The organism is Clostridia bacterium (assembly GCA_036654455.1).
In the GTDB taxonomy this organism is placed as follows: domain Bacteria; phylum Bacillota; class Clostridia; order Christensenellales; family CAG-314; genus JAVVRZ01.
The window spans coordinates 17,318-41,886 of record JAVVRZ010000007.1 but is presented as its reverse complement, the minus strand read 5'-3'; the positions used below and the strand labels follow the sequence as shown (position 1 = coordinate 41,886).

At 38.8% G+C, this 24,569-nt stretch carries 28 protein-coding genes and 1 tRNA gene; all 29 read right to left on the bottom strand.

Translation table 11 applies throughout. The annotated features are described in order from the left end of the window. Positions 1–136 precede the first annotated feature (136 nt). Positions 137–212, bottom strand: a tRNA-Thr gene (locus RR062_05760). Positions 213–305: 93 nt separating this feature from the next. Next, on the bottom strand, positions 306–764 hold the full coding sequence (gene smpB / locus RR062_05755; GenBank protein ID MEG2027211.1) for an SsrA-binding protein SmpB: 459 nt from the start codon (positions 762–764) through the stop codon (positions 306–308). A gap of 137 nt (positions 765–901) precedes the next feature. Continuing rightward, positions 902–1,162 (bottom strand): preprotein translocase subunit SecG, encoded by a 261-nt coding sequence (gene secG / locus RR062_05750; protein MEG2027210.1) that lies wholly within the window; start codon positions 1,160–1,162, stop codon positions 902–904. Positions 1,163–1,233: 71 nt separating this feature from the next. Continuing rightward, positions 1,234–2,757 (bottom strand): 2,3-bisphosphoglycerate-independent phosphoglycerate mutase, encoded by a 1,524-nt coding sequence (gene gpmI / locus RR062_05745; GenBank protein ID MEG2027209.1) that lies wholly within the window; start codon positions 2,755–2,757, stop codon positions 1,234–1,236. A gap of 6 nt (positions 2,758–2,763) precedes the next feature. Next, a complete protein-coding gene (gene tpiA, locus RR062_05740; protein ID MEG2027208.1) occupies positions 2,764–3,516 on the bottom strand; it encodes a triose-phosphate isomerase in 753 nt (250 codons plus the stop codon). A 213-nt stretch (positions 3,517–3,729) separates the two neighbouring features. Then, entirely contained in the window at positions 3,730–4,920 is a 1,191-nt protein-coding gene (locus RR062_05735; GenBank protein ID MEG2027207.1) for a phosphoglycerate kinase, read from the bottom strand. 101 nt (positions 4,921–5,021) lie between these two features. Beyond that, on the bottom strand, positions 5,022–5,951 hold the full coding sequence (locus RR062_05730) for a tRNA-dihydrouridine synthase family protein (GenBank protein MEG2027206.1): 930 nt from the start codon (positions 5,949–5,951) through the stop codon (positions 5,022–5,024). Beyond that, entirely contained in the window at positions 5,948–6,751 is an 804-nt protein-coding gene (mazG, locus tag RR062_05725) for a nucleoside triphosphate pyrophosphohydrolase (GenBank protein MEG2027205.1), read from the bottom strand. Before mazG ends, RR062_05730 begins: the two co-directional genes overlap by 4 nt. Beyond that, positions 6,699–8,321 (bottom strand): polysaccharide biosynthesis protein, encoded by a 1,623-nt coding sequence (locus RR062_05720; protein MEG2027204.1) that lies wholly within the window; start codon positions 8,319–8,321, stop codon positions 6,699–6,701. The genes mazG and RR062_05720 overlap by 53 nt, the downstream gene beginning before the upstream one ends. Before the next feature lie 131 nt (positions 8,322–8,452). Beyond that, positions 8,453–9,214 carry a PIG-L family deacetylase gene (locus RR062_05715; GenBank protein MEG2027203.1) on the bottom strand — a complete coding sequence of 254 codons (762 nt, stop codon included), beginning with the start codon at positions 9,212–9,214 and terminating at the stop codon, positions 8,453–8,455. A gap of 201 nt (positions 9,215–9,415) precedes the next feature. Beyond that, positions 9,416–11,257 carry a hypothetical protein gene (locus RR062_05710; GenBank protein ID MEG2027202.1) on the bottom strand — a complete coding sequence of 614 codons (1,842 nt, stop codon included), beginning with the start codon at positions 11,255–11,257 and terminating at the stop codon, positions 9,416–9,418. An 89-nt stretch (positions 11,258–11,346) separates the two neighbouring features. Continuing rightward, positions 11,347–14,724 carry a transcription-repair coupling factor gene (mfd, locus tag RR062_05705; GenBank protein ID MEG2027201.1) on the bottom strand — a complete coding sequence of 1,126 codons (3,378 nt, stop codon included), beginning with the start codon at positions 14,722–14,724 and terminating at the stop codon, positions 11,347–11,349. Between the two features lie 163 nt (positions 14,725–14,887). Further along, the gene (pth, locus tag RR062_05700; protein MEG2027200.1) at positions 14,888–15,481 is read right to left on the bottom strand and encodes an aminoacyl-tRNA hydrolase; all 594 of its coding nucleotides are present in this window, start codon (positions 15,479–15,481) and stop codon (positions 14,888–14,890) included. Between the two features lie 278 nt (positions 15,482–15,759). Beyond that, the gene (rplQ, locus tag RR062_05695) at positions 15,760–16,269 is read right to left on the bottom strand and encodes a 50S ribosomal protein L17 (GenBank protein MEG2027199.1); all 510 of its coding nucleotides are present in this window, start codon (positions 16,267–16,269) and stop codon (positions 15,760–15,762) included. A 24-nt stretch (positions 16,270–16,293) separates the two neighbouring features. Beyond that, positions 16,294–17,268 carry a DNA-directed RNA polymerase subunit alpha gene (locus tag RR062_05690; protein MEG2027198.1) on the bottom strand — a complete coding sequence of 325 codons (975 nt, stop codon included), beginning with the start codon at positions 17,266–17,268 and terminating at the stop codon, positions 16,294–16,296. A gap of 78 nt (positions 17,269–17,346) precedes the next feature. Then, the gene (gene rpsD, locus RR062_05685) at positions 17,347–17,970 is read right to left on the bottom strand and encodes a 30S ribosomal protein S4 (GenBank protein MEG2027197.1); all 624 of its coding nucleotides are present in this window, start codon (positions 17,968–17,970) and stop codon (positions 17,347–17,349) included. Between the two features lie 15 nt (positions 17,971–17,985). Next, on the bottom strand, positions 17,986–18,375 hold the full coding sequence (gene rpsK / locus RR062_05680) for a 30S ribosomal protein S11 (protein ID MEG2027196.1): 390 nt from the start codon (positions 18,373–18,375) through the stop codon (positions 17,986–17,988). A gap of 12 nt (positions 18,376–18,387) precedes the next feature. Next, positions 18,388–18,768: a 30S ribosomal protein S13 gene (gene rpsM / locus RR062_05675; protein MEG2027195.1), complete on the bottom strand. Its 381-nt coding sequence runs from the start codon at positions 18,766–18,768 to the stop codon at positions 18,388–18,390. A gap of 102 nt (positions 18,769–18,870) precedes the next feature. Next, positions 18,871–18,984 (bottom strand): 50S ribosomal protein L36, encoded by a 114-nt coding sequence (rpmJ, locus tag RR062_05670; GenBank protein MEG2027194.1) that lies wholly within the window; start codon positions 18,982–18,984, stop codon positions 18,871–18,873. 16 nt (positions 18,985–19,000) lie between these two features. Continuing rightward, positions 19,001–19,240 (bottom strand): translation initiation factor IF-1, encoded by a 240-nt coding sequence (infA, locus tag RR062_05665; protein ID MEG2027193.1) that lies wholly within the window; start codon positions 19,238–19,240, stop codon positions 19,001–19,003. Next, a complete protein-coding gene (locus RR062_05660; protein ID MEG2027192.1) occupies positions 19,240–19,521 on the bottom strand; it encodes a KOW domain-containing RNA-binding protein in 282 nt (93 codons plus the stop codon). Before RR062_05660 ends, infA begins: the two co-directional genes overlap by 1 nt. A gap of 15 nt (positions 19,522–19,536) precedes the next feature. Continuing rightward, the gene (gene map, locus RR062_05655) at positions 19,537–20,283 is read right to left on the bottom strand and encodes a type I methionyl aminopeptidase (protein MEG2027191.1); all 747 of its coding nucleotides are present in this window, start codon (positions 20,281–20,283) and stop codon (positions 19,537–19,539) included. After that, entirely contained in the window at positions 20,280–20,900 is a 621-nt protein-coding gene (locus RR062_05650; protein MEG2027190.1) for an adenylate kinase, read from the bottom strand. Before RR062_05650 ends, map begins: the two co-directional genes overlap by 4 nt. Continuing rightward, entirely contained in the window at positions 20,897–22,231 is a 1,335-nt protein-coding gene (gene secY, locus RR062_05645) for a preprotein translocase subunit SecY (GenBank protein ID MEG2027189.1), read from the bottom strand. Before secY ends, RR062_05650 begins: the two co-directional genes overlap by 4 nt. Next, a complete protein-coding gene (gene rplO, locus RR062_05640; protein MEG2027188.1) occupies positions 22,231–22,680 on the bottom strand; it encodes a 50S ribosomal protein L15 in 450 nt (149 codons plus the stop codon). Before rplO ends, secY begins: the two co-directional genes overlap by 1 nt. Positions 22,681–22,690: 10 nt before the next feature. Then, positions 22,691–22,987 carry a 50S ribosomal protein L30 gene (rpmD, locus tag RR062_05635; protein MEG2027187.1) on the bottom strand — a complete coding sequence of 99 codons (297 nt, stop codon included), beginning with the start codon at positions 22,985–22,987 and terminating at the stop codon, positions 22,691–22,693. A gap of 18 nt (positions 22,988–23,005) precedes the next feature. Continuing rightward, positions 23,006–23,467 carry a 30S ribosomal protein S5 gene (gene rpsE, locus RR062_05630; GenBank protein MEG2027186.1) on the bottom strand — a complete coding sequence of 154 codons (462 nt, stop codon included), beginning with the start codon at positions 23,465–23,467 and terminating at the stop codon, positions 23,006–23,008. Between the two features lie 179 nt (positions 23,468–23,646). Beyond that, positions 23,647–24,009: a 50S ribosomal protein L18 gene (rplR, locus tag RR062_05625; protein ID MEG2027185.1), complete on the bottom strand. Its 363-nt coding sequence runs from the start codon at positions 24,007–24,009 to the stop codon at positions 23,647–23,649. An 11-nt stretch (positions 24,010–24,020) separates the two neighbouring features. Then, positions 24,021–24,560 (bottom strand): 50S ribosomal protein L6, encoded by a 540-nt coding sequence (gene rplF, locus RR062_05620; GenBank protein ID MEG2027184.1) that lies wholly within the window; start codon positions 24,558–24,560, stop codon positions 24,021–24,023. Positions 24,561–24,569: the final 9 nt, after the last annotated feature.

Sequence of the window (24,569 nt, the reverse complement as noted above, 5' to 3'; positions counted from 1 at the left end):
ACAAGAGTTTAAATTTAATAAGCGCAAAATTGCAATCCTTAATACTTATTTTATTTAATTTGACTCTATTATATCATATTTAATAAAAAGAAAAAGCCGACACCTTACGTAATCGTAAAATGTCGACTGTTTTTAATGGAGCTGCTGGGCAGATTTGAACTGCCGACCTATTGATTACGAATCAATCGCTCTACCAGCTGAGCCACAGCAGCAACTATTATATTATAAAATATTTATTGGTAAATGACAACAATTTAAGCCTATTTAAATTAGATTTTGCCTCAAATTTGCCCCTAGTCTAACCGCTAACGGCTAGCCTTGTCTATATAATCTTTAACTTGTCTTGCCGTATCTCGCTTGCTGTCAGCTTCGGCGATTGATTGCCGTTTGTCGTAAAGAAGTTTTCCACGAGCAAGGGCTATTTCTACCTTAACTAGACTGCCTAAAAAATATACTGTAAGGGGAATAATCGTGTAACCTTTCTCAATAACTTTACTTCTCAAACGTTTGATTTCGGCTTTGTTCATTAAAAGTCTGCGTTGCCTAAACGGGTCTACGTTGTTGTAGCTCCCCTGCGGATAATTCTTTACATGGCAACCAATAAGGGTTAGGTCGCTGTCTACCCTTACATAACTGTCTTTGAGATTGACTTCGCCTTTGCGGATTGATTTAACTTCGCACCCCACAAGTTGAATACCAGCCTCATATTTTTCCACGATTAAGTAGTCGTGAAAAGCTTTTTTATTTGTAGCTACTACTTTCATATTGCCTTATTCTTAAAAAAAATTATAATTAATTGTTGGTTATTTGATATTTATTTAAACTCTTTAATTTACACGCCTTGATTTATAAAAAAATGCGACCACATTAAGCAGTCGCACCATTAATACAATAAAGTTATTTACCCTAGTATAAAGAACACGATTGAGCAAACTGCAAGTACAGCCGAACAAATAAATGTCCACATTTTGTAAACTGATTCTTTTCTCATACCTTTGTTGCGTTGATAAAAAGAGTTAGAGTCTTTGCCACTACCGCTACCCGAAAGTGCGCTTGTGCCGTCGCTGTTACTTCTTTGTAATAAAACAAGTATAGTTGCGACTACGCCCGACAAAAACATTAAAATTACTAAAATTATACGAATGATTACTACTACGGTCATTAATATATCCTCCAAAGTCTACTGCATATATTAGTATAACACATTTGTCTTTGCTTTGACAAGTGTTTTGTTTATTTTATTATTAATGATTTGCCTGTCATCTCCTGCGGAATTGGCAAATTCATAAGGTCTAATAGCGTTGGGGCTATGTCGCACAATGCGCCGTTATGTAATTTAGCGTCCATAAATTGTTGGTCAATCAAAATAAACGGAACTTTATTAGTCGTATGCGCCGTAAAAGTAGCGCCGTCTAACAGCATTTGTTCGGCGTTGCCGTGATCTGCCGTAAGAAGAACTCTACCATTTGTGGACAAAATGTATTCGATAAGTTGTCTTACGCAGTCGTCAACCGCTTTAACCGCTTGACAAGTCGCCTCGAAATTGCCCGTATGCCCAACCATATCGCAATTTGCGTAATTAAGCACAAGACAGTCATATTTATCTTTTTGTAATTCGGCAATAACTCGTGTGGTTAGAGTTTGAGCGTTCATTTGAGGTTGCAAATCGTAAGTAGCTACGGTTGGAGAAGGAATAAGTAACCTTGACTCGCCCTCATTTGCCTTTTCAACGCCACCATTAAAGAAGAATGTCACGTGGGCATACTTTTCGGTTTCGGCTGCTCTAAGCTGAGTAAGCCCTAATTTTGAGATATATTCGCCTAAGGTATTGTCTAAGTGCTGTTCGCCAAATGCAGTTGGTAAATTAAAAGTTTCGTCGTACTTAGTAAATATAGTATATTTTACCTTGCGTTCTTTCCCTTTAATTGAAAAATTGTCAAATCCTTTTTGAGTAAATACACGAGTCATTTCTCTCGCCCTGTCGGGGCGGTAATTAAAGAAAATAACCGAGTCGTCGTTATTTATAGTAGCTATCGGCTTGCCCCCAGAGGTAATAACGCTTGGCAAAATAAATTCGTCGTAAATACCGTTGTCATAACTAGATTGCACGGCTTGGCTTGCGTTATCAAAAGTTAGCCCTTGCCCAAGAACAAGCATATTATAAGCCTTTTCTACTCTATCCCAACGATTGTCCCTATCCATAGCGTAATATCTACCGCATACGGTGGCGATTTTACCAAATTGAAGTCTATCCATTTCTTGTTGAAGGTCGGCGACAAAGTTGATTGCGCTTGTTGGAGAAGTATCTCGTCCGTCGGTAAAACAATGCACATAGCAGTCGGTTACGCCGGCTTCTTTTGCCATTTGAAGCAAGGCAAAAATGTGAGAAATATGACTATGTACTCCGCCGTTTGAAACCAAACCCATTAAATGTAGAGAATGCCCCTTAGCCGAGTCAAAAGCGCTAAGCAAAACTTCGTTTTTAAAAAAAGTTCGGTCTTTAATACTGTTAGAAATTTTGAGCAAATCTTGATATACTATTCGCCCTGCGCCCATATTTAAGTGTCCTACTTCGCTATTGCCCATTTGTCCGGCTGGTAGACCTACGTATTCCCCGCTAGCTTCGAGGGCGGTATTTGGGTAAGTATTCAATAAGTAGTTGACAAAAGACGAGCAAGAGCAACCTACTGCATTGCCAACCTTACTTTTGGATAGCCCATAGCCGTCCATAATAACTAACGCTGTTAATTTTTTCATATTTACCTACTTGTTATAGTTTGCAATAGTTGCAAACTTAGTTGCGTCAAGCGACGCTCCGCCGATTAGTCCGCCGTCAATGTCGGGTTGCGAGAGCAGTTCTTGCGCATTTGTTTGGTTCATACTTCCGCCATATTGGATATACATTTCTTTTGCAGTATTTTCGCCAAACATAGTAGAAAGAGTTTTTCTTATATAGCAAATTGTTTCTTGGGCTTGTTGAGTAGTGGCAGTAACGCCGGTGCCGATTGCCCAAATAGGTTCGTAGGCTACTATGATATTTTTAGCCTGGCTTGACGAGATGTCTTTAAGCCCCAAACTAAGTTGCGAGTTAAGAATTTGTTGCGTTTGATTGCTTTGGCGTTGAGCTAAACTCTCGCCTATACACATAATAACCAACAAATTGTATTCGAGAGCTTTCTTTATTCGCATACAAATCGTTGCGTCGGTTTCGCCAAAATATGTTCTGCGTTCGGAGTGACCTATAATTACATACGCAACGCCTAATTCTTGCAACATAGGCGCACTAATCTCGCCGGTAAATGCGCCGGAGCTTGCCCAATGCACATTTTGAGCCCCTATTTTGATGTTTGTCCCCCTGCAAAGCTCTACCGCTACTGCTAGGTCGGTATATGGAACACAGGCTACAACGGTGTTAGTAGACTCTTTAACAAGAGGGATTAATTGCGTTAGCAACTGCCGAGCGCAAGAAATATCATTGTTCATTTTCCAGTTGCCGGCTAATATTTTATTTTTCATTGTTCTCCTTGTCGTAAACGCTAAGTAGCTATGTTTACAACTTCTAATTAAGTTAAATTCTAAAAAAGAATTTCTTCGTCTTTTGTTATACGGCTAAACCTTCTTAATCTAAATTAATAAATCTATTTTTTAAAAAAAATAAGTTTTTTTAGGTCGCAAACAAATATATATATGCAGTTACTTATTGTCAATAGATATTTTTTTAATTTGCAATTACTTATTGTCTAGGCAATCTATGCCCGGCAAAACTAGACCTTCGAGAAATTCTAGGCTTGCTCCTCCGCCCGTGCTAATATGAGTTACCTTGTCGGCAAAACCCATTTGCTTTACTGCGCTTGCCGAATCGCCACCGCCGATAATCGAAACAGCCTTGCTTGACGCTATGGCTTCGGCAACGGCAAAAGTGCCGTAAGAGAAGTTTGGCATTTCAAAAACGCCTACCGGTCCATTCCAAATAATTGTCTTTGCTTGTGAAATATATTTTGCAAATAGCTGTCTTGTCTTTGTGCCGATATCAAGCCCCATATACTTTTCGGGAATACCGTCGCAAGCAACTTCAAGAGATTTAGCGTCGTTATCAAATTTATCGGCTACAATATTATCTATCGGCAAAACTAAGTTAACGTTTAGCTTGTTTGCCTTTTCGAGCAAAGTTTTTGCAAGTTCAACCTTGTCGAGTTCGCAAATTGAAGTACCTATGTTGTAGCCTAGCGCCTTATAAAAAGTATAAGCCATACCTCCGCCAATCAGTAAAGTGTCAACCTTCTCTAATAAATTATTGATTACGCCAATTTTATCGCTAACCTTGCTACCGCCTAGAATTGCAACAAACGGACGAATAGGGTTGTCTAAGGCTTTGCCCATAATAGAGAGTTCTTTTTCAATTAAAAAACCACAAACGTTAGTAGAACAAAATTTACAAATACCCGCTGTCGAAGCGTGGGCTCGGTGAGCTGTTCCAAAAGCGTCGTTGACATATATGTCGGCGTAACTTGCCAAAGTTTTACTAAATTCGGCGTCGTTAGCTTCTTCTTGCGGATAAAAACGAAGATTTTCAAGTAAAAGAACTTGACGAGGCTTTAAATTATCTATTATTTGTTTAGTTTCTTCGCCGATACAGTTACTGGAAAATAATACTTGTTGCCCAAGTAGTTCGGCAAGGCGTTTGGCTACCGGCAAGAGCGAAAAACTTAAATTAACCTTGCCCTTTGGTCTGCCTAAGTGGGACATAAGTATAATTTTAGCGTTATTTTCTATTAAATACTTAATTGTTGGCAAAGTTTCTACTATGCGGTTGTCGCTTGTAATGTTGCCAGACTCGTCTAACGGAACGTTAAAGTCTACTCTTACAAGACATTTTTTGCCGTTGACTTCACAATCTTTTATGCTCTTTTTCATACTTATATTCTCCTATTAATCATTATACGTTTGTTAGCCTATGCAAAACATAAACTAACATTTTAGCTTTATTTTATTATTAATTATAACGAATTTAAACCTAAATGTCAAACGATGGGAAATAAAAAAGAATATAGAGCATTTTTGATACTTTGCGTATCTTCAAACTGCATAATTTTTGTCACTACTTGTTTGTTTCCGGTAATGCCTTTTATGTAGTGAAAAACGTGTTTTTTCATTTCGTTAGCTACGACCTTGTCGGGTAAAAGTTCTTTTAGTTTGTCGATATGAAAATTAATTGTAGAATAAATATCATATTGATAAGGAATATTTAATATTTGTGAAAAAATATAAGGCCTACCAAGCGCTCCCCTTCCAACCGCAACGCCATAACAGCCTAGACCTTGCAAGGTTAAATAGTCTTGTCTAGTAGAAACGTCGCCATTTCCAAATACAGGGGCGTCTACGGCGTTACAAATTTTGCCAATGCTATCCCAGTCGGCTTTTCCGGAATACATTTGTTTTTGCGTGCGACCGTGAACGGTTAGCATATCCGCTCCGCTATCGACGCAATTTTTTGCAAAGTCAACGCAACGTGAATTGTCGGTAATACCTAGCCTAAATTTAACGCTAACATATTTACCGCTTGACTTAACCGCCTTGATTATTTGACTTGCAAGCAAAAAATTATTAATTAGTGCGCTACCTTCGCCGTTACTTACAATTTTTCTAACGGGACAGCCCATATTGATGTCTATAATGTCAAAGCTAGAAAGTAACTCGCTACTGGCTACTTGCCTAAATACTTCTACCTCGCTACCAAATAGTTGAACGCACTTAACGCCCGAACCATCAAGACAATAGAGAAGTTCGTGGGCGATATTTTTAGGGTTAAGCGACAACGCCTTAGCCGAAACCATCTCGGTAGTAGTAAGACCTGCGCCGTATTTGTGAGCAAGAAACCTAAACGGAGCGTCGGTGTAGCCTGCAAGCGGGGCTAGAATTACATTAGAAGTTAGTAGGTCGGTAACGCTCATTTGTGTTTTGCCTCATTCCAAAGTACGTCTAACTCCTCAGCCGATACCTGCGCAAATGATTTGTCGTTACCAGCAAGCGTCTGTTCGATATAGGAAAATCTATTTATAAATTTATCAATCGCCTTGCCCAACGCAACTTCGGGGTCAGTCTTAAAAAACCTAAATACGTTTACAACCGCAAAGAGCAAGTCGCCTAATTCTTCTTCACGTTGAAGCGTATCGGCGTCGATTACTTCGGCAAGTTCCTCTTTAACCTTAGAAATAGCCTGGTTAACGTTAGAAAAATCTAACCCAACCTTGCTAGCCCGACTTTGCACTTTGTAGGCTCGCATAAGCGATGGCGTAGTCAAAGGCACTTGTTTAAGATGCTGAGCGTAAGTAGAGTAACTGTGTTCGATAAGTTTGTTTTTATTCCAAACGTCAAGAGCCGAACTTTCGCTATCGGCGCAGTCTTGTCCAAAAACGTGGGAATGACGGCTAATTAATTTGTTGCAAAGGGTAGCGCAAACATCGTTGAAGTTAAATTCGTTGTTTTCGCTTGCTATTTGAGAATGCAAAGCGCATTGAAGAAGTAAATCGCCTAGCTCCTCTTTAATTGAAGACGAGTCGTTTTTGTTAATTGCGTCGACAAGTTCGTAAGCCTCTTCGATACAATTAGCCCGCAAGCTTTGGTGAGTTTGAACTTTATCCCACGGACAACCGTTTGGACTGCGTAAAATTTGAACTATTAAAAGTAAATCGTCAAAGTTATAACTTTTTTTGTCCTTCAAAAACTGTTTTTGTGTTTCTAATGTTGTCATTTGCTTTATCCTTCTTGTTAAATTTGGCAAGGTCAAGTTCTTCTTTTGTAAAAACTTTAAGCGCAAATGCGCTAGCTACGTATATAACAATGCAAAGTAAAATGCTTACTAACGTGCCTGTTATCGTTGCGACAAAGTCCGTTGCAAAAGTTGTAATTACAAGTAAGCCGGTTAGCATTATGGCGTTGCAAGCTATGGGTTTGAGCAAAGAATTAACTATGTCTATACTCAAATTTGACCTAACTTTAAGATAAATTATACCACAAATACAAGCAAAAAGATAGCAAAAAGTTTCGGAGAGGGCAGCTCCGTAAATATCTACGTTTTTAAGGGGCAACAAAATGTAGTTGACAATCAATTTAATAGCTACCGCTCCCACAACAATAACCACGGCGACATAGGGCTTAGAGAGGGCTTGAAGCGTTGCCGTCATAGTTTGAACAAGCGACAAGAATAGTATCGACAGCCCCGAATACATCAGTAGTTTAGAGGCAATCTCAATTTCTTCTAACGGCAAAGATGCGTAGAGCAAGCTAATAATTGGTTTAGATAGCACCATAAGTCCTAGCGCAGAAGGCAAAGCTACAAGAATAGTAAGTTTGAAAGCCGAATTATACTTTGAAATAAGATGTTGCCTATTTTTGCCAACCGCTGTTCTTGTAATTGAAGGCAAGGCAGAAACCGCAACGCCGGCCGAAAGAGCGATTGGAAAACCTAGCAAGGAATTTACCGGCCCTGTCCATAGCCCATACAAAGAAGTTGCGTTAGGAGCGTTTACTAAGTTGACTACCATAATGCTATCGACAAGTTGACTCATCTGCATAATAAAACTACCCATTACAATAGGTAGAGCCAGCGTAAATATTTTAGATAGGCTATCGTCTGTTTGTATATTGTTGCTATGAGCTAATTTCTTATCGTAACGGAAATAGGTAATAGACATTATTATAAAACTGGCAAATTCCGAAACTGTAATTGCAATTACCGCCCCGTTTACCGCCCTTACTATGTCGGGCAAAAATAACACTGCAAAACCTAGTCCAAACAACAATTTAACTATTTGTTCGGCAACCTGAGTAAGTGAAATAGGCATCATCTTCATATTGCCTTGAAAGTATCCCTTAAAAGCGCCGGTAAGACATACAAAAAGTATAGCCGGACTTGCTATCCTATACGCTAAGGTTATTTCGGGCGTTTGTTGCCAACTTGCAAGCAAGGGGGCAAGACAAAATAAAAGAATCGAGCCTAACGAACCCGTAGTTAGCAAAAACATAAAGGCTCGTTTAAATAATATTTGAGATTGCTTATAGTCCCCTAGTTGATAGCACTCGGCAAGCAACTTAGAAAGCGCCGAGGGTATTCCAAAAGAGGCTAAAATCATTATCAAAATATAGGGCGGAAAAACTAGTTGATACAGCCCCATACCGTAACTTCCAACTAAATTAGTAAGGGGTATACGGTAAATAGCTCCTAAAAATTTAGCAACAAGCCCCCCGATACTAATTATCAAAGCGCCGGTTACAAAATTGTTTGGTTTCTTTGTCGAGATTAGATTTACACTTTTGTTCATAATAGTAGTTTATGTTGGAAGGCTAAGTATAAACCCATATTTATTTTTTCTTTTACAAACATAAAAAACCCCCTTTGCTATTAGTGTGTGAGCAAAGGGGGGTAATTTATTTACTAAATATCTATTAAAAATTAAAGTTCGTCTGCCTCGGGGAAACAATGCTGTTGAAGAAAGGGCAACAATCTATAACCGTCGCACTTTGCGCAACATCGCCTTAGACCAAAGCGAATAGCCCTAAGTTTATGATACTTGTTAAACATCTCTAAATCTTGGTTGGAAAACTGCGATTTGAAAAAATGTAAGGACTTGTCGAGCTTATCAAAAGTCGAAGTTACGTTAAAATAACAGTTAGGACGAGCTGTGAAATAAAAACCTAACATTTTTGGTTGGAATGTTTGATTTACATTTGTGTATTGCATAAGTTTTGTCCAGTTGGAATAAGCGCAAACTGCGTGAGAAGTTGCTTGCCCTACTAATATGTGGTCGGGGTGACACTCGCTAGCTACGGTGTAGTCGGTGGTTAAGACAATATCGGGCTTAATCAACACAATTTGCTCGGCAATACTTTTACGCATATCTTTTTCTTGATATTCGCCTCCGTCGTGAAATGGCAAAAAAATTATATCGGTAACGCCTAAAAACTTTGCCGAATTTTTAGCTTCGTTTTGTCTAATTTCTACAAGCTGTTCTTGGCTAATATTTGCGTCGTTACTGCCAACTCTGCCATCGGTAGCTATTAAAAAATATACTTTTTTGCCCTGCGCTACAAGTTTTGCTACGCTAGCGGCGCAACCAACTTCAATATCGTCTGGATGAGGACCAACAAAAAGATAGGTATTAAAACTATCAAATTTAGGTATTGGGCTTACTTTTCTTAAAATAAACTTAAACATATTCGCCTCCATTAATTAATCTTACTTTTCTTAAAACAAACTTGCAATTCGCCTCAGCTAATTGCGATTACATTTTCAAACAAACTTACATACTCGTTTCAGCTAATTAAGTTAATTGATTGTACAAAAGCGCAAGAATTTGATAAAAATTTGCAATAGAAAAGACTTGTTAAAACTAACAAGTCTTTTGATAATTATTGATTAAAATACAGGCATTTTAAAGCCGTTTTGTTTTACAATTTTCTTCATATACGAGTAGAGGTCAATTTCGATGCCTTTGTTAGTTTTACGAGTTAAGTCTTGAAGTAACGTATTTGAAACTGACTCGTAGTAAGCCTTATACGCGCGGTATTCTAGCGTTGAAGTATTGTAAATTTTGGTTTCGGTAAAGTGAGCTTGGTCGGGTGTAACATCGGCGGTATAGTAAATTATATGCACGCCATAATTACTTACTACAACCGAATAATTGCCTATGCCCTTAGCGTAAACGTCCTTAGCGCCCTCGACAAATTCTTCTACCCACTTAGCTTTATAGCCCTCGGGGAGTTTGTCTTTATCCGTAACGTTAACTACGTAGTCGTACTTTGCTCTATGTTGACCGGCGTCGGTATTGTAGCGATACATTAAATCTAAGAAATCTTTGGGGCTTGCAAGTTGATTAAGTCCTTTAACAATAGTTTTATCGTCGGTAAAGCCCTTAAATAAATTTGACTCTTCGTCGATTATTAGTTTGTCGGTGGCTTTGTCGTAAATAAAGAACTTTTGGTCTTGGGCGTCTTTATCTTTGGTTAAAAAGTCTTTTGCATAAATTTGTTCGGCGAGTTGGTTGAGATACAATTTAAATTCTGCCTTAGCTTGGTCTTTGCGAGCCTCAAATTGTTCTTTTGTTTCGCCTGCTTGAATTGCCAAAGCGTCTACTTCGGTTTGATATTTCTTAATTTCGGCAGATTGAGTCGCCGAGAAAGGTATTAGTAAATTCTTAACATAAATATAGTTATATTTACTAGCCGTATCGTATACAAAAGTCTTTTCGCTTAACCCTTCGATAGCTGTAATATATGCGTCAGGATTGGTCAAATACTCTTGCGTTACAGTGTCTTTCTTAGTATTCCAGTAGTTATTTATATCTTTAAGAAGAACTGCCTTGTCGGCTTCTATTTTGTTATAGCAATAAGCTTGTTGAATCTTAGTAGCTAACACGCTTGTAATTGTTTCGTTAATTTGTCTATTGACAAATTGGTCCATTGATGCGCCATAGTTAGAGTCGATTGTATTTCTAAGATTTGTTAGAGCCTTTCTTTGAGCGCTAATGTATTCTTGGGCGGTAATCGGTTTATAGCTTTCTACGGTCTTATCAAGTTTTTGGTTTAGTTCTTCAACTAGCGCAAGTAACCTAGGATTAGATAAATCGCTAAATACAAAGTTTGAGTCATATTCTTCATAATTAAGGTCTGCCGTATAATTTTGTTCGCCCTTAGAAAAATACTCTTTGATAGCTTTAAGCGAAGGCATAGTATTATGAGTCTGTTGACTTAGCGACTCGATAATCTCGAATATTTCGTCTTCTCGGTTGGTCTTCTCTTCTTCTTTAATGAAGGTGTGGTCTTTGGCAAGAACTTGGTTGATTGTTTCGTCCATAGCTATATAAGTTGAATATTTGGTCAAAGTTAAAATGTACTCCATCTCCTCTTTGGTCAAATATTTAGCGTTATAGAAAGAAACAAAGTCGTGTTCATAAGTCTTAGTCGTAAGGTCTTTCTTATAATTGCTAATAATAGCCTGCGTTGATACAAGTTGAGAAACCGCTAATTGAAAAACTTGTTCGACAGTATAATAGCCGGCTTGAATATATTGTTGATATTGACTGTAAAGATTGTTAAATACAAGGTTAAAACTACCAACGGTAACAGGTTCGCCGCCTACCTTAAAGGCTACGTCGTTGTTCATAGCAAAAGCGTCTTCTTTGATTAAGACACAACCGCTCAATGCGCTAACTGTTAGTAATAGCGCAAGTATTAAACTTACAAATTTGATTTTTGTCATTTCTATCTCCTAGTTGTACGAATACTTATACTAATTGATTATACTAAAAAAATTAGCAAAAAGCAATTGTTTTTATAAATAATGTTGCTTTACTTAGCAAGGTTTGCCAAAAAAGTTACTAAATCGTTGATAAATTGAACCTTAGAGCTTTTTTCGCTAAACGTAATTTCAAATTTTTTGGCGCTAATTGTGGCTTTGTCTTTATTTTCGTCAAGCGCCTTAAAAACTTTACTATTAAACAAGCTGTCTTTGCTTGAAAACTGCAATAATGCGGAAGTATCTTTAATAGTTACATGGTCTATGCCTGCTTTATTAGCGAGTAGTTTAATTGTAACTATTTTAAGTAAATTTAATACCTCGCTAGGCGGTTTACCGTAAATTTCGGTTATTTCTATTAAAATTTCTTCGACATCTTGAATTGAAGTTGCCGACGAAGCTTTTTGATAAAAGTCCATACGATATTCCGGCGAAGCGATATATTCTTGTGGCGCATAGGCGTTGATGTCGCTATCTAGCGTTGTAATTATTTCAGTCTTATAATTCTGTCCTTTAAGTTCGCCAACCGCCTCTTTAAGAAGTCTGGTGTACATATCGTAACCTACTTTTTGCATAAAACCGTGTTGTTCTGCGCCTAAGATGTTGCCCGCTCCTCGAATTTCCAAATCCCGCATAGCTATTTTAAAACCGCTACCCAGTTGATTATATTCCATAATCGAAGTTAGCCTTGCATAGGCGTCGTGAGAAAGAATTTTATCTTTCTTATATACAAAATATGCGTACGCAAGTCTATCGCTTCGTCCAACCCTACCTCTAAGTTGATAGAGTTGAGCAAGTCCCAGCCTATCTGCGTCGTAGACAATTAAAGTGTTAGCGTTAGGCATATCTATGCCATTTTCAATTATTGTTGTGGCTATAAGAACGTTTGTATTGCCTTTTGCAAAATTATATATGCTACTTTCAAGTATATTAGAGTCCATTTGACCGTGCGCAAAGGTAATTGTTGCCTCAGGCACAAGTTCCCTAATACGAGCAGTAAACGCTTCGATACTTTCGACTTTGTTATAGACAAGAAAAACTTGCCCTTCTCGCATAATCTCTCTAAGTATAATCTCACGAATTAAACTAAAATTTTCTTCGACGACAAAAGTTTCTATGGCTATACGTTTAGAGGGGGCAGTGTTAATTACCGAGATATCTCTAATACCCGACATAGCCATATAAAGAGTGCGGGGTATTGGGGTTGCCGAAAGGGTCAAAACGTCTATGTTGGTTTTTAGCTCTTTAATCTTCTCTTTATGTTCTACGCCAAAACGTTGTTCTTCGTCAAGAATTAGCATACTTAATTTATTAAAACAAACGTCCTTGCTAAGTAGTCTGTGCGTGCCGATAAGCAAATCTATTTCGCCTTTTGCAAGCCTTGACAAAATATCTTTTTGCTCTTTTGCCGTCCTAAATCTATTGAGGCAAGCAACTTTAATGCCAAAAGCTTCCATTCGTTGTTTTGCAGTTTCGTAATGTTGCTCGGCAAGAATGGTAGTTGGCGCAAGCAAAGCTACTTGGTAACTATTAGTAATTACCTTAAACGCCGTACGCAAAGCCACTTCGGTTTTTCCATATCCTACGTCGCCTACAAGAAGTCTATCCATTATTTTATTTGTAGTTAAATCTTTGTCAATGTCGCTTATGCTTTGGGCTTGGTCGGCAGTTAAAACATAAGGAAAACTCGAATCGAAAGCGTTAGCCAAATAGCTGTCGATATTGTAGGTAAAGCCACGCTTGTTCTCCCTTTGAGCGTAAAGTTTGAGCAAATCTATCGACATTAATTTAATAGATTTCTTTACGCTTGCCTTAACTTTTTCAAAATCTTTACCGCCTATTTGCGATAAAGTCGGCATCTTTTGGCTACCCGAAAAGCGTGAAAGTAGCGAGGCGCTATCTACCGGGACATAGAGTTTGTCGTTATTTTTATAGGTTACAAGTATAAAATCTTTTACGCCCCAACTACCGCTAAGCGAAGTAATTCCTTCGCAACGACCTATGCCGTGTAGCTCGTGAACAACGTAGTCGCCGGGTACAATATTGACTAAGGCACGCTTGCTAGAAGTCTCTACTTTCTTCTTTTCCACCCTACCGCCTAAATCTCTAATACCTATGATTACAAGCGCATTAGAATGAGAGATATAACCTTTCTCAATTATATATGGCAATATAAGGGCTTTATTTGTGTCACAGCGGGCAGAAGGACTTGCAACGCAACTTAACCCTAGCTGAGAAAGTTGCCCTTGCACACGTTTGCAATCTTGCTCGTCACGAGTAAAAATAAGAACGTGATAGCCCATTTTTTCCCATTGTTCGTAGTCAAAAACAAGCTGTTTTATATTGTATTGATAGTTAAATAATGGCGAAGAAGCGTAGCTTATAGACTCTTGCGAGTTAAAAAACGACACCGAATAATTAAGCTGTTGGAGAGCGACTTGGTCAAAATTTGAGTAATTTGTAAAAATTTCTTGCTTGTCGTAAAGCAGATTTCTATGCTGAGGAAGTATCTCGCCCGACTTAATTAGTTGGTCGGTACGAGTCGAACTGTCAACGTAAAGCCTGTCGATTCGTTGCTCGATTAGCTTAGGTTCTTCCCACATAATCAAAGTATTTGGGGCTAAATAATCGCAAAGACGACTATGCGGAGCGTAACAGAATAACCAGTCGCTAAATTGCGACAAACGAATTTCGTCTAAAATATCGTTAATTCTTTGCCGAGATGAAAGAACTAATCTTTGTTCGTTTGCCTCTTTTTGAGCTTGCTCGACATACTGCCACTCAACCTTATTTACTAGCGGATACAAGGAAATGCTGTCAATATGTTCTCCGCTACTTAAATCGGGTTTGATATTTCTAATGCTTTCAATGTTATCATAGTCGGCGGAAATTCTTATTGGCTGAGAAAACGAAGGCGAAAAAATATCAAAGATATCGCCACGTTGAGCAAATTCCCCTCTTGAAGTTACCTCGACAACTTTAACATAACCAAGCTCGGTTAAAGTTTTTGCAAAATTAGAAACGTCTAAAACATCGCCTTTGCTAAGAGTAAACGAATTTGAAAATATTTCCTTATAGGGCAAAGGGCTACATAGCGTTTCCGCCGAAGTAACGACTACGTCAACACCGCAATATATTTGATAAAGAGCCTTGCTAAGCTCAAAATCATAGGCGTTAGTTATACTTCTTCGATGCAAAAAAACTTCGTCTTTAAAGGGAAGATAAACGGTGTTTTTGCCTAATTCGGTTAATTGACGCACTGTTTCTTGGGCTGAAATATAGTCGCTAGCAATATAGAGAATAGGGCAATCTAGCCCTGATACAATAAAAATTCGCTCGCTTTGTTGCAAGCCAAAAGCCGTAATATATTTATTATTACGGTGGTAAAGTTTTGCGTATTGAGGATAATCGGTTAAATAATATTTTGCCATATATTTGTGGAAAATTTAGTAAACTAAGTTTTCCTTATTTATATAAATTGTTGCTGACAGTCAAATGTAAAATAGATGTTAAAGCTAAAACCGCTCTACAAAAAGCTAAAACATTATAATTTTTTATAATATTAAAACTATATTAAAATAACTGTAAATTAGTTTATAACGTGTCGTTTATATGATTAAACTGCAACATTACTTTGTCAATTTGCTGTCCCGAACAAAAAAATTCTAACGCCGAAACTACCGAAGTAATCGCTTGGTCAAGAAGTTTTAGGTCGGCTTTGCTAATTTTTGACAATACATAGTCAAATAGTTCGCCCTCGTGAGTTTGCCCTATTCCCACTCGTATGCGGTAGATGTCCTGCGTATTAAGACAGGCTACTACGTTCTTCATACCGTTATGAGTGCCTCCGCTACCCTTACAGCGTATTCTAACGCTCGCAAGAGGAATATCTACGTCGTCGTAAACTACCAGTAATTTATCTTGCTCAATCTTATATTTATTTACAAGTTCCCTTATCGCTTCGCCCGAAAGGTTCATATACGTAATTGGTTTAGCTATAATAATTTTTGTCGAACCCGATTTGATAGACGCTGTAATCGCCCTACATTCGCCTTTACTAAACTCAATACCCAGTTTTTTTGCATAAGCGTCGACGCACATAAACCCAATATTATGAAAGGTTTGTTGATACTGCTTGTCGGGGTTGCCTAACCCTACTATTAAATACGTAATTGTGTTGCTTAACATTTCAAAATTATAACATAAATAGTTGTAATAATCAATTAATGTTAGCAAATTTGCTTGTATTTGACTTTGATTATTGACAAATTATCAATTCTAATCTATTTAATGGAGTAAAGTCTAGGCTATACTGTTGATATGCGCATTATTTTACACTGATATAATCTTTACTACTTGCAAATTTTTGTAAAACTATATGTTATTATTGACAATTATTGCAAAACTATATAAAAAAATAACAACCCTTAAAGGATTGTTATTTTTTAGTACTAAAAATATTAAAATTACTTAATGATTTCTACTATCGCCATTTCTGCCGCATCGCCACGTCTTGGTCCAAGTTTATAAATTGTTGTATATCCGCCCTTAATTACGCCTTCAATCTTCTTGTCAAAGCGAGGAGCGTAGTCGTTAAAGATTTTTTCAATTAGAGGGTGACGAACATCTGAGGTACGAATTTTATAAGCTGAACGGCTCTCTTTGTCGCCCTTAGTTTCTAAAATATCGTATAGGTTAGCCATAAGCCTTCTTCTTGCAACTAATTTCTTAGGACCGTCGTTGAGCGTTACTTTTGTGCTTTTCACGCCCTTAACCACTATTGGTTTTTCTACTTCCAAAGTGTTTTTGTAAGTATTGATAGCCAAAGTGATATATTTTTCCGCAAGTCTAGCAACCTCTTTTGCACGAGCGTAGGTTGTTTCAAGTTTGCCGTACCAAAGTAAATAAGAGGTTTGATTTCTCAAAATTGCTCTTCTTTGGTCTGTTGCTCTGGATAATTTTCTTTGTAATGCCATTGTAATTTAGCCTCCTGTTTACTATTAGTCATCTTTGCTTCTAAGGCATAAGCCGTAACTTTCAAGTTTGGCAATTACCTCATCAAGCGACTTTCTTCCCAAGTTTCTCACTTTTAGCATATCGTCTTCACTACGTTTTGTTAGGTCTTCTACGGTTTGGATACCTGCGCGCTTTAAGCAGTTGAAGCTTCTAACCGATAAATCCATATCGTCCACGCTCATATCTAAGACTTTCTTCTTGACATCTGTGCCACCGTCGACCAAAATATCGCCTATACCGTTTAGGCTATCTGCAAGCTCGCTAAACATTGAAATATATTCGCCTAGCAGTCTTGCCGCAAGAGAGATAATCTCTCTGCCTGTAAATGCTTTGTTGGTCTCACACTCTAATGTAAGTTTGTCAAAGCCTATATTATGCCCTACTCTTGCAGGTTCAACGTTATAATTAACTTTTACAACTGGGGAATAAATTGAGTCTGTTGGAATAAACCCTATGGGGTGTACTATGTTAAGTTCTCTATTTATTTCTTTGTTGCGTTCTGCCGAAACATAGCCTCTGCCTCTTGCGACAAATAGTTCGGCGTTAAGTTCTGCGCCCTCGTCTATCGTGCATATTGGTAGGTCGGGGTTGAGAATTTCTAATTCGGCGTCTGTTTCTATATCGCCTGCGTAAACCTCGCAAGGACCTTTTTTATGGATACCGATTGTTGTTCTAAATGCCTTATCTGTATTGATTGATTTAAGGCACAGACATTTAAGGTTGAGTATTATTTCGGTAACGTCTTCTTTTACTCCATTTACCGTACTAAATTCGTGTTCTACACCGTCAATCTTTACCCCTACTACTGCTACGCCCGGAAGCGCCGATAGTAATACCCTGCGAAGAGCATTGCCTAGTGTTATTCCAAAACCTCTTTCCAGCGGTTCGACAACAACAGTTATCGAGCTGGCGTCTGGGGATTCTTTAACAACAATTTTTGGTTTTTCTATTTCCATCATAAGCAAAACAATCTCCTTTTATTAAATTTTTTGTGATTTTGCGTACAAAAGAGCAACCACAAACTCTTAGGGTAAATGCTACTTGGAGTATAACTCGACAATCATATGTTCTTGGAAACTTGGATCGATGTCTTCACGAGTTGGCTCTGCAAGCATTTTGCCTACTAAGGTAGAATTGTTAAACTCTAACCATTTGGGCAATACGGCAGATTTCATTTGCTTTAACTCTACAAAGTAAGGGATATTTGCTTTGTTCTCTTTAATAGCAATAACATCGCCTGCTTTAACCGAGTATGATGGTATATTAACGGGAGCGCCGTTGATAGTAATATGTCCGTGTGTGACTAATTGACGAGCTTGCGAACGAGATGCGCCAATACCCATACGATAAATAATGTTATCTAGCCTTTTTTCAAGCATAACCAACATATTTGTACCGGTAACGCCACGCATAGTTTCGGCTTTTTCGTAGTAACCGTGAAACTGTCTTTCTTGAAGCCCATAAATTCTCTTAGTCTTTTGTTTTTCTCTTAATTGCATACCGTATTCGGTAATCTTCTTACGGGTATTCCAGTGTTGACCGGGAAGTTTAGCCCTACGGGTTAATGCGCATTTGCTAGAAAAGCATCTATCGCCTTTTAAGAATAGCTTAACTTTCTCTCTTCTGCATTGGCGACAGTCTGCGCCTGTATATCTTGCCATATTCTAATTCTCCTTTTATATTCTTCTACGTTTTGGTGGACGGCAACCATTGTGAGGTATTGGGGAAACGTCTTTGATTAGGGTTACTTGTAGTCCTGCTGTTTGTAACGCTCTAATTGCAGATTCTCTGCCTTGACCGGGTCCTTTGATATATACCTCAACGCTTTGTAGTCCATATTCTTTGGCTTTGCCTACGGCTGTTTCTGCTGCTTGTTGAGCTGCGAAAGCTGTGCTTTTCTTACTGCCTCTAAAACCTAAACTGCCAGACGAACTTTGACTAAGCGCATTACCATTTGCGTCGGTTACGGTTACTAACGTGTTGTTAAAGGAGGCGTGAATATGAACGGCACCTTTTTCAACTCGTCTAAAATCTTTCTTTTTCTTGGTTGATTTCTTTACTGCCATAGTTTATTCCTCCTACTTTTCTACTGCTTTTTTACCACGAGAAACGGTACGCTTAGGTCCTTTTCTTGTGCGAGCATTTTGTTTAGTGTTTTGACCTCTTACAGGTAGTCCTTTTCTGTGACGAACGCCTCTGTATGAGCCAATGTCCTTCATTAGTTTTATGTTTTGAGCAACTTCTCTACGTAAGTCGCCTTCTACGTGCAGATGTTTCTCGATGTACTCTCTTAGCTTAGAAACATCGCCTTCGGACAAATCTTTAACACGAACATCGGGGCTAACCCCAGTTTCTGCTAATATTTTGTCAGCGGTAGGTTGACCTATACCAAAAATATAGGTTAGACCTATCTCTATGCGTTTTTCTCTGGGTAAATCTACGCCGGAAATACGAGCCATTTAATATTCTCCTTATGTTATTATATTTGATATATATACGGCAACTTAGGCGATTAGTTTAATTGGAATGTAACTAATTACCTCGTCGCCAGATTATTTTTACTAGCCTTGTCTTTGTTTGTGTTTGGGATTAGAGCAAATAACCATAACTTTGCCGTCTCTCTTAATAATTTTACATTTGTCGCAAATTTTCTTTACAGATGGTCTTACTTTCATTGTTTTTCTCTCCTTCTTAATTGTTTGTTGGGTTGTTAGGTTTGCCTCTCCATACGATGCGCCCTTTTGTCAAATCATAGGGACTCATTTCAATTTTTACGGTATCTCCGGGCAGAATTTTGATATAGTGCATTCTCAATTTGCCTGAGATGTAGGCATTAATTATGTGATTGTTGCTAAGTTTGACTACAAAAGTCGCGTTTCGCAAAGCTTCTACGACCACGCCTTCTACTTCAATGCAATCGTCCTTTGACATTAGTTACCTCCGTTATTAGAATTAAGCTCTCTTATGGCGCTACTAAGTTCGGTATCGAATACTTTTTTGCCGGAAATTAATTTCTCGGCGATTGTTTCTAAAACAATACCGCTATCTTTGATGTGTTTTATATTTTTCTTTTTAGGATTTTTTAATTTTCTAAGGTTGCCATCGGCTATATAAGCGTATTGGTCGGCTAGGCTAACTACCATATAGTATTTACCGCTATCCCTACCCATCTTGGAATAAACAACGCAACCTATTCGTAAATGGTCGTCCATATTATCCTTTTTTTATTAAAGTGACAGTATATCTACGCCGTCATCGGTTATTGCCAAAGTATTTTCGTAGTGTGCGCTTGGCATACCATCGAGCGTCTTTACTGTCCAACCGTCTGGTAAGGTCATTACCTTGTGAGTGCCCATATTTACCATAGGCTCAACTGCTATTACCATACCGCTAGCGAGTCTTAGCCCTTTGCCTGCCATACCAAAGTTTGGAATGTTTGGGTCTTCGTGCATATCTCTACCAATACCGTGTCCGCATAAATCTCTAACTACGCCATAGCCAAATTGCTCGACATAAGTTTGTATTGCGTGACCTAAGTCGCCTAGTCTTGCCGAAGGTTTGATTACTTTCATACCTTCGAAAAAACTTTGTTTGGTAACGTCAATTAGCTGTTGACATTCTTTGGAAATTTTGCCGACTCCAATCGTCCTTGCCGCATCGCCCTGCCAACCTTGAAGAATTACTCCGCAGTCATAACTAACAATATCGCCTTCTTGCAAGCGTCTTTTTTTGCTAGGAATACCGTGAACAACCTCGTCGTTGATTGACACGCATATAGAAGCAGGGAAACCTTGAAAGTGTAGAAACGACGGAACTCCGCCCTTTGAGATAATGTATTCGTAGGCTAGCTTGTCAAGTTGATAAGTCGTCATACCCTCGGCAGTATTGTCAAGAAGCATATTGAGAGTATCTCTTACAAGTATGTTTGCCTTGCGCATTAATTCTATTTCTAATTTGCTTTTTATATAAATCATTTACCCAGCACCAACATTATATCGCTAAACACTTGCTCAGGTGTGGCGTTAGCATTGATATTATATAGTCTGTCAAGCGCCGAGTAGTAGTCTATCATAGGTCTAGTGGTTTGCTCATACACTTCCAAACGGTGAGTAACCGACTCGGGTTTGTCGTCTAAACGAGTAATGAGCTGTCCACCGCATTTATTGCATATTTCAGTTCTTAAATCATTTGCATTATATACGCTACCGCAAGAACTGCACGTTCGCCTACTTGCCATACGGTTAATGACTATTTGTTTGTCTATACTTAAATTAAGCACATAGTCAATCTTAACTGATTGGTCAAGGGCAATAGCTTGTGGAATTGAACGAGGAAACCCGTCTAAGATGTAACCGTTTATAGCGTCAGGCTGATTTAAGCGGTCTATTACCATTTGTATTACAAGGTCATCGTCGACAAGCCCGCCACTGTCTACTGTCTGTTGGACTTTAAGCCCTAATGCAGTATGCTCTTTGATATTCTTTCTAAATATGTCGCCGGTAGAAATTTGAGGAATACCAAGTTTTGCCGACAGTTTAGTCGCCTGCGTCCCTTTGCCACTTCCCGGAGCGCCCAGCAATATTAATCTCATTTTAAGAACCCTTTATAGTGTCTCATCATAATTTGATTTTCTAGCGACTTGTCAAATTCCAATGCGACGCTTACTATAATCAACATTCCCGTCGCCGAGAAAGCGTTGAGCAACTGGCTGTTTGTAGTAACTAAACCAAAGATTAAGTTAGGTACAAGAGCGATAAAGGCAAGGAATACAGCTCCCCATAAAGTTATGCGGGATACGACTCTTGCTAGATATTCGCTTGTTTCTCTGCCCGGTCTAATACCGGGTACAAAACCGCCGTTTTGTTGCAAATTCTTGCTGATTTCGATAGGGTTAAATTGTATTTGCGAATAGAAATAGCTGAACACAAATATAAATACAGCTAGTAACACCGTATAAACTGTTGTGCCAACCCAATATCCGCCTGCGTTAGTCATATACTTAGACCACCAAGTAGCAAAGTCGGTCGTTGACCAAAAAGTGCTAATTAGCATTGATGGGAAAGACATAATTGCAAAAGCGAAGATTAACGGTAATACGCCCGAAGCATTTACTTTAACGGGTATATAGGTCGATTGACCACCGTACATCTTGTTGCCTTTGATTTGTTTAGCGTATTGAACGTTAATTTTTCTTTCAGCGCCGTCAACCCAAGTAATGAAACCAAATATTGCAACTACTACGATTAAGAACCCCATTAGCTCCCAGCCGACCGGATTCCAACCATTGTCGCCTATTAGCTTAAAGCTGTTAAGTAAGCTTGAACCTGCGGTTGAAAGAATACCTACGAAGATTAGCATTGAAATACCGTTTGAAACGCCGTATTCGGTAATTCTCTCGCCTATCCACATACATATCATACTTCCGCCTACTAACATAATGGTAGCGTAGACAAATAACAACCAAACAGGTAGGGTAATTTGTGCGCTTATCATATTGACGTTGAGTATGCTTGCAGATTGGTTCTTAAACGCTAACAAAATGCCAACTGCGTTGACGATTGCAAGAACAAGGGTTACCCAACGGGTAATCTTCTCTATCTTTTTCTTGCCGTCCTCGCCTTCTTTTGACATTCTTTCTAGCGCCGGAATTGCTACTGTTAATAGTTGCATTATAATTGAAGCGTTGATATACGGACCGATACCTATCGCAAACAACGTACCCTGAGCAAGAGCCGAACCTGTAATAGCGTTCATAATGCTAAGAAGGTTGTAGCTGTCGCCTAAGTCGATGTTGCCGTAGATGTCAAGTCCGGGAATCGGTATAAAACAACCTAGCCTGTAAATAAATACAAACAAAATTGTCATAAGGATTTTGTTGCGTACTTCTTTGACCTTAAAGGCGTTTTTAATCGTTTCAAACATTATGCAATTACCTCGACAGTCCCACCTATGCTTTCAATTTTTTGTTTAGCTACGGTAGAAAATTTATTAGCTTGAACAGTCAACTTTTTTGTTAACTCGCCGTTGCCTAAAATTTTAAGTCCTGCGTTATGTTTGATATTGATTATTCTCATTTCTTCAAGCAATTCAATCGTGACTACTGCGTTGTCGTCAAAATTTTGCAAATCGCTTACGTTAATTACGGTGTAGTCCATTGTAAAGGTCTTGTTGTTAAAACCACGTTTAGGTAGTCTTCTAGCGATAGGAGTTTGTCCGCCCTCAAAGCCGGGACGAACTCCGCCACCGCTACGAGCCCACTGACCCTTGTGTCCTTTACCGCTTGTTTTGCCGAGGCCGCTTCCTATACCTCTACCCAATCTTCTAGGTTGCTTGTTAGAACCTTCGGCTGGGGAAATAGTGTGTATTCTCATATCTGCCTCCTTAAATCTCGTCAACTTGCACTAGGTGTCTTACTTTAAATAACATACCTTGCAGTGCTTCGCTGTTGTTAAATATTTTGCTTTGTCTAATCTTGTGTAAGCCTAGCGCCTCAACTGTGGCAATTTGACCTTTTAAACAAGCGACTGTGCTTTTAATAAGGGTTACTCTTACTTTTTTGTCTGTAATTGTGTAAGGGCATTCGCCTTTTTGAAAGTTAGCGTTGTGCAAAGGCTCTGTTGATGTAACCACATATTTACCGTTAATATACAAAGGCTCTTTTTTATCTGTTATAGCCATTAGATGTTATCCCCCTTTTTATAGCTCTTCTACACGCTTGCCACGAATAGCTGCAATTTGCTCGGCTGTGCGGAGCATCATTAAGCCTTCCATCGTTGCCTTAGCGCAGTTTACAGGAGTGTTACTGCCATACGACTTTGTGCGGATATCTTTAATACCTGCCGCTTCAAGTACGTTTCTTACCGAACCGCCAGCGATAACGCCTGTTCCTTTTTCAGCTGGTAATAGTAGAACGTGTCCACGACCGAATTTACCTATTGCTTCGTGAGGTATTGAGGTATCTTTACGAGCTATATAAGTCATACTTGCCTTAGCTCTTTGAGTTGCCTTCTCGATTGCTTGTGGAACTTCGCCTGCTTTACCTGTGCCGATACCAACCTTGCCGTTGCCGTCGCCTACGACTACAACTGCCGAGAAACGCATAGTTCTACCGCCCTTAACAACCTTAGTTACACGATTGATAGCTACGGTCTTTTTGATTAAGCCGTCGTCTTCCTTAGCGTCACGTTGAGGTCTTCTGCCACCACGTCTGTCGTTAGGGTTAGCGGTTTTATCTCTATTAAAAGTACGTTCTCTATAACCTTGCGGTTTAGCCTGCTCTGTCGTTTCTTGGGCTGGTTGATTAGTTAAATTTTCTACTTCACTCATTATTATTCCTCCTAAAACTTCAAGCCGGCTTTACGCGCGCCCTCTGCTAATGCTTGAACTCTGCCGATATAGATGTATCCGCCTCTATCAAACACAACTTGGGTAATGCCAAGTTCGATTGCTTTTTTGCCAATCATCTCGCCGATTAATTTAGCTTGCTCGACTTTGTTTTTACCTTTTAGCTCTTGTTTTTGCGCAAAAGAAGATGCTGAGCATAGTGTTACGCCGTCAATATCGTTGATAATTTGAGCGTAAATATAACTTGTGCTACGGTAAACGTTAAGACGGGGCGAAACTGACGTACCAAAGACTTTTTTGGTCACTCTTTCGTGGCGAATTACTCTATCTTGATTTTTATCTTTTTTGATTATCATTGTATTACCCCCTATTTACCTGTCTTCTTGCCTTCTTTCAGCACAACCACTTCTTCCTTATATCTAATTCCATACGCATGATAAGGTTCAACTGGTCTTTCGGCCTTAATGTCGGCAGATACTTGACCTACAAGTTCTTTGTCAATGCCAGAAACAAGGATATCGGTTGCATTAGGACACTCAATCTTAATTCCTGCTGGGGCTATAATTTCGATTGGGTGAGAATATCCTATATTAAGCACTAATTTGTTACCGTTTACTTGGATACGATAGCCTATACCGTTTGTAACAAGCGTTCTACTAAAACCAGTGGTTACGCCTACTACCATATTATTTACCAAAGCTCTATACAAGCCGTGTTTAGCACGAGTTTCTTTTTCTTCGTTAGGACGAGTAAAGATTAACGCACTACCGTCTTGTTTGCAGACGATTTCTTTGCCGATATCTCTTGAAAGAACGCCCTTAGGGCCTTTAACCGTAATTAAGCTACCAGCTATTTTTACTTCTACGCCTGCGGGTATTGGGATATGTTTATTACCTATTCTTGACATTTAATCTTC

Bases quoted from the DNA above. Each gene is read 5' to 3' on its own strand.
- smpB (MEG2027211.1), bottom strand. From the start codon at position 764: ATGAAAGTAGTAGCTACAAATAAAAAAGCTTTTCACGACTACTTAATC.
- secG (MEG2027210.1), bottom strand. From the start codon at position 1,162: ATGACCGTAGTAGTAATCATTCGTATAATTTTAGTAATTTTAATGTTT.
- gpmI (MEG2027209.1), bottom strand. From the start codon at position 2,757: ATGAAAAAATTAACAGCGTTAGTTATTATGGACGGCTATGGGCTATCC.
- tpiA (MEG2027208.1), bottom strand. From the start codon at position 3,516: ATGAAAAATAAAATATTAGCCGGCAACTGGAAAATGAACAATGATATT.
- RR062_05730 (MEG2027206.1), bottom strand. From the start codon at position 5,951: ATGAGCGTTACCGACCTACTAACTTCTAATGTAATTCTAGCCCCGCTT.
- mazG (MEG2027205.1), bottom strand. From the start codon at position 6,751: ATGACAACATTAGAAACACAAAAACAGTTTTTGAAGGACAAAAAAAGT.
- RR062_05720 (MEG2027204.1), bottom strand. From the start codon at position 8,321: ATGAACAAAAGTGTAAATCTAATCTCGACAAAGAAACCAAACAATTTT.
- RR062_05715 (MEG2027203.1), bottom strand. From the start codon at position 9,214: ATGTTTAAGTTTATTTTAAGAAAAGTAAGCCCAATACCTAAATTTGAT.
- RR062_05710 (MEG2027202.1), bottom strand. From the start codon at position 11,257: ATGACAAAAATCAAATTTGTAAGTTTAATACTTGCGCTATTACTAACA.
- mfd (MEG2027201.1), bottom strand. From the start codon at position 14,724: ATGGCAAAATATTATTTAACCGATTATCCTCAATACGCAAAACTTTAC.
- pth (MEG2027200.1), bottom strand. From the start codon at position 15,481: ATGTTAAGCAACACAATTACGTATTTAATAGTAGGGTTAGGCAACCCC.
- rplQ (MEG2027199.1), bottom strand. From the start codon at position 16,269: ATGGCATTACAAAGAAAATTATCCAGAGCAACAGACCAAAGAAGAGCA.
- RR062_05690 (MEG2027198.1), bottom strand. From the start codon at position 17,268: ATGATGGAAATAGAAAAACCAAAAATTGTTGTTAAAGAATCCCCAGAC.
- rpsD (MEG2027197.1), bottom strand. From the start codon at position 17,970: ATGGCAAGATATACAGGCGCAGACTGTCGCCAATGCAGAAGAGAGAAA.
- rpsK (MEG2027196.1), bottom strand. From the start codon at position 18,375: ATGGCAGTAAAGAAATCAACCAAGAAAAAGAAAGATTTTAGACGAGTT.
- rpsM (MEG2027195.1), bottom strand. From the start codon at position 18,768: ATGGCTCGTATTTCCGGCGTAGATTTACCCAGAGAAAAACGCATAGAG.
- rpmJ (MEG2027194.1), bottom strand. From the start codon at position 18,984: ATGAAAGTAAGACCATCTGTAAAGAAAATTTGCGACAAATGTAAAATT.
- infA (MEG2027193.1), bottom strand. From the start codon at position 19,240: ATGTCAAAGGACGATTGCATTGAAGTAGAAGGCGTGGTCGTAGAAGCT.
- RR062_05660 (MEG2027192.1), bottom strand. From the start codon at position 19,521: ATGGACGACCATTTACGAATAGGTTGCGTTGTTTATTCCAAGATGGGT.
- map (MEG2027191.1), bottom strand. From the start codon at position 20,283: ATGATTTATATAAAAAGCAAATTAGAAATAGAATTAATGCGCAAGGCA.
- RR062_05650 (MEG2027190.1), bottom strand. From the start codon at position 20,900: ATGAGATTAATATTGCTGGGCGCTCCGGGAAGTGGCAAAGGGACGCAG.
- secY (MEG2027189.1), bottom strand. From the start codon at position 22,231: ATGTTTGAAACGATTAAAAACGCCTTTAAGGTCAAAGAAGTACGCAAC.
- rplO (MEG2027188.1), bottom strand. From the start codon at position 22,680: ATGAGAATACACACTATTTCCCCAGCCGAAGGTTCTAACAAGCAACCT.
- rpmD (MEG2027187.1), bottom strand. From the start codon at position 22,987: ATGGCTATAACAGATAAAAAAGAGCCTTTGTATATTAACGGTAAATAT.
- rplR (MEG2027185.1), bottom strand. From the start codon at position 24,009: ATGATAATCAAAAAAGATAAAAATCAAGATAGAGTAATTCGCCACGAA.
- rplF (MEG2027184.1), bottom strand. From the start codon at position 24,560: ATGTCAAGAATAGGTAATAAACATATCCCAATACCCGCAGGCGTAGAA.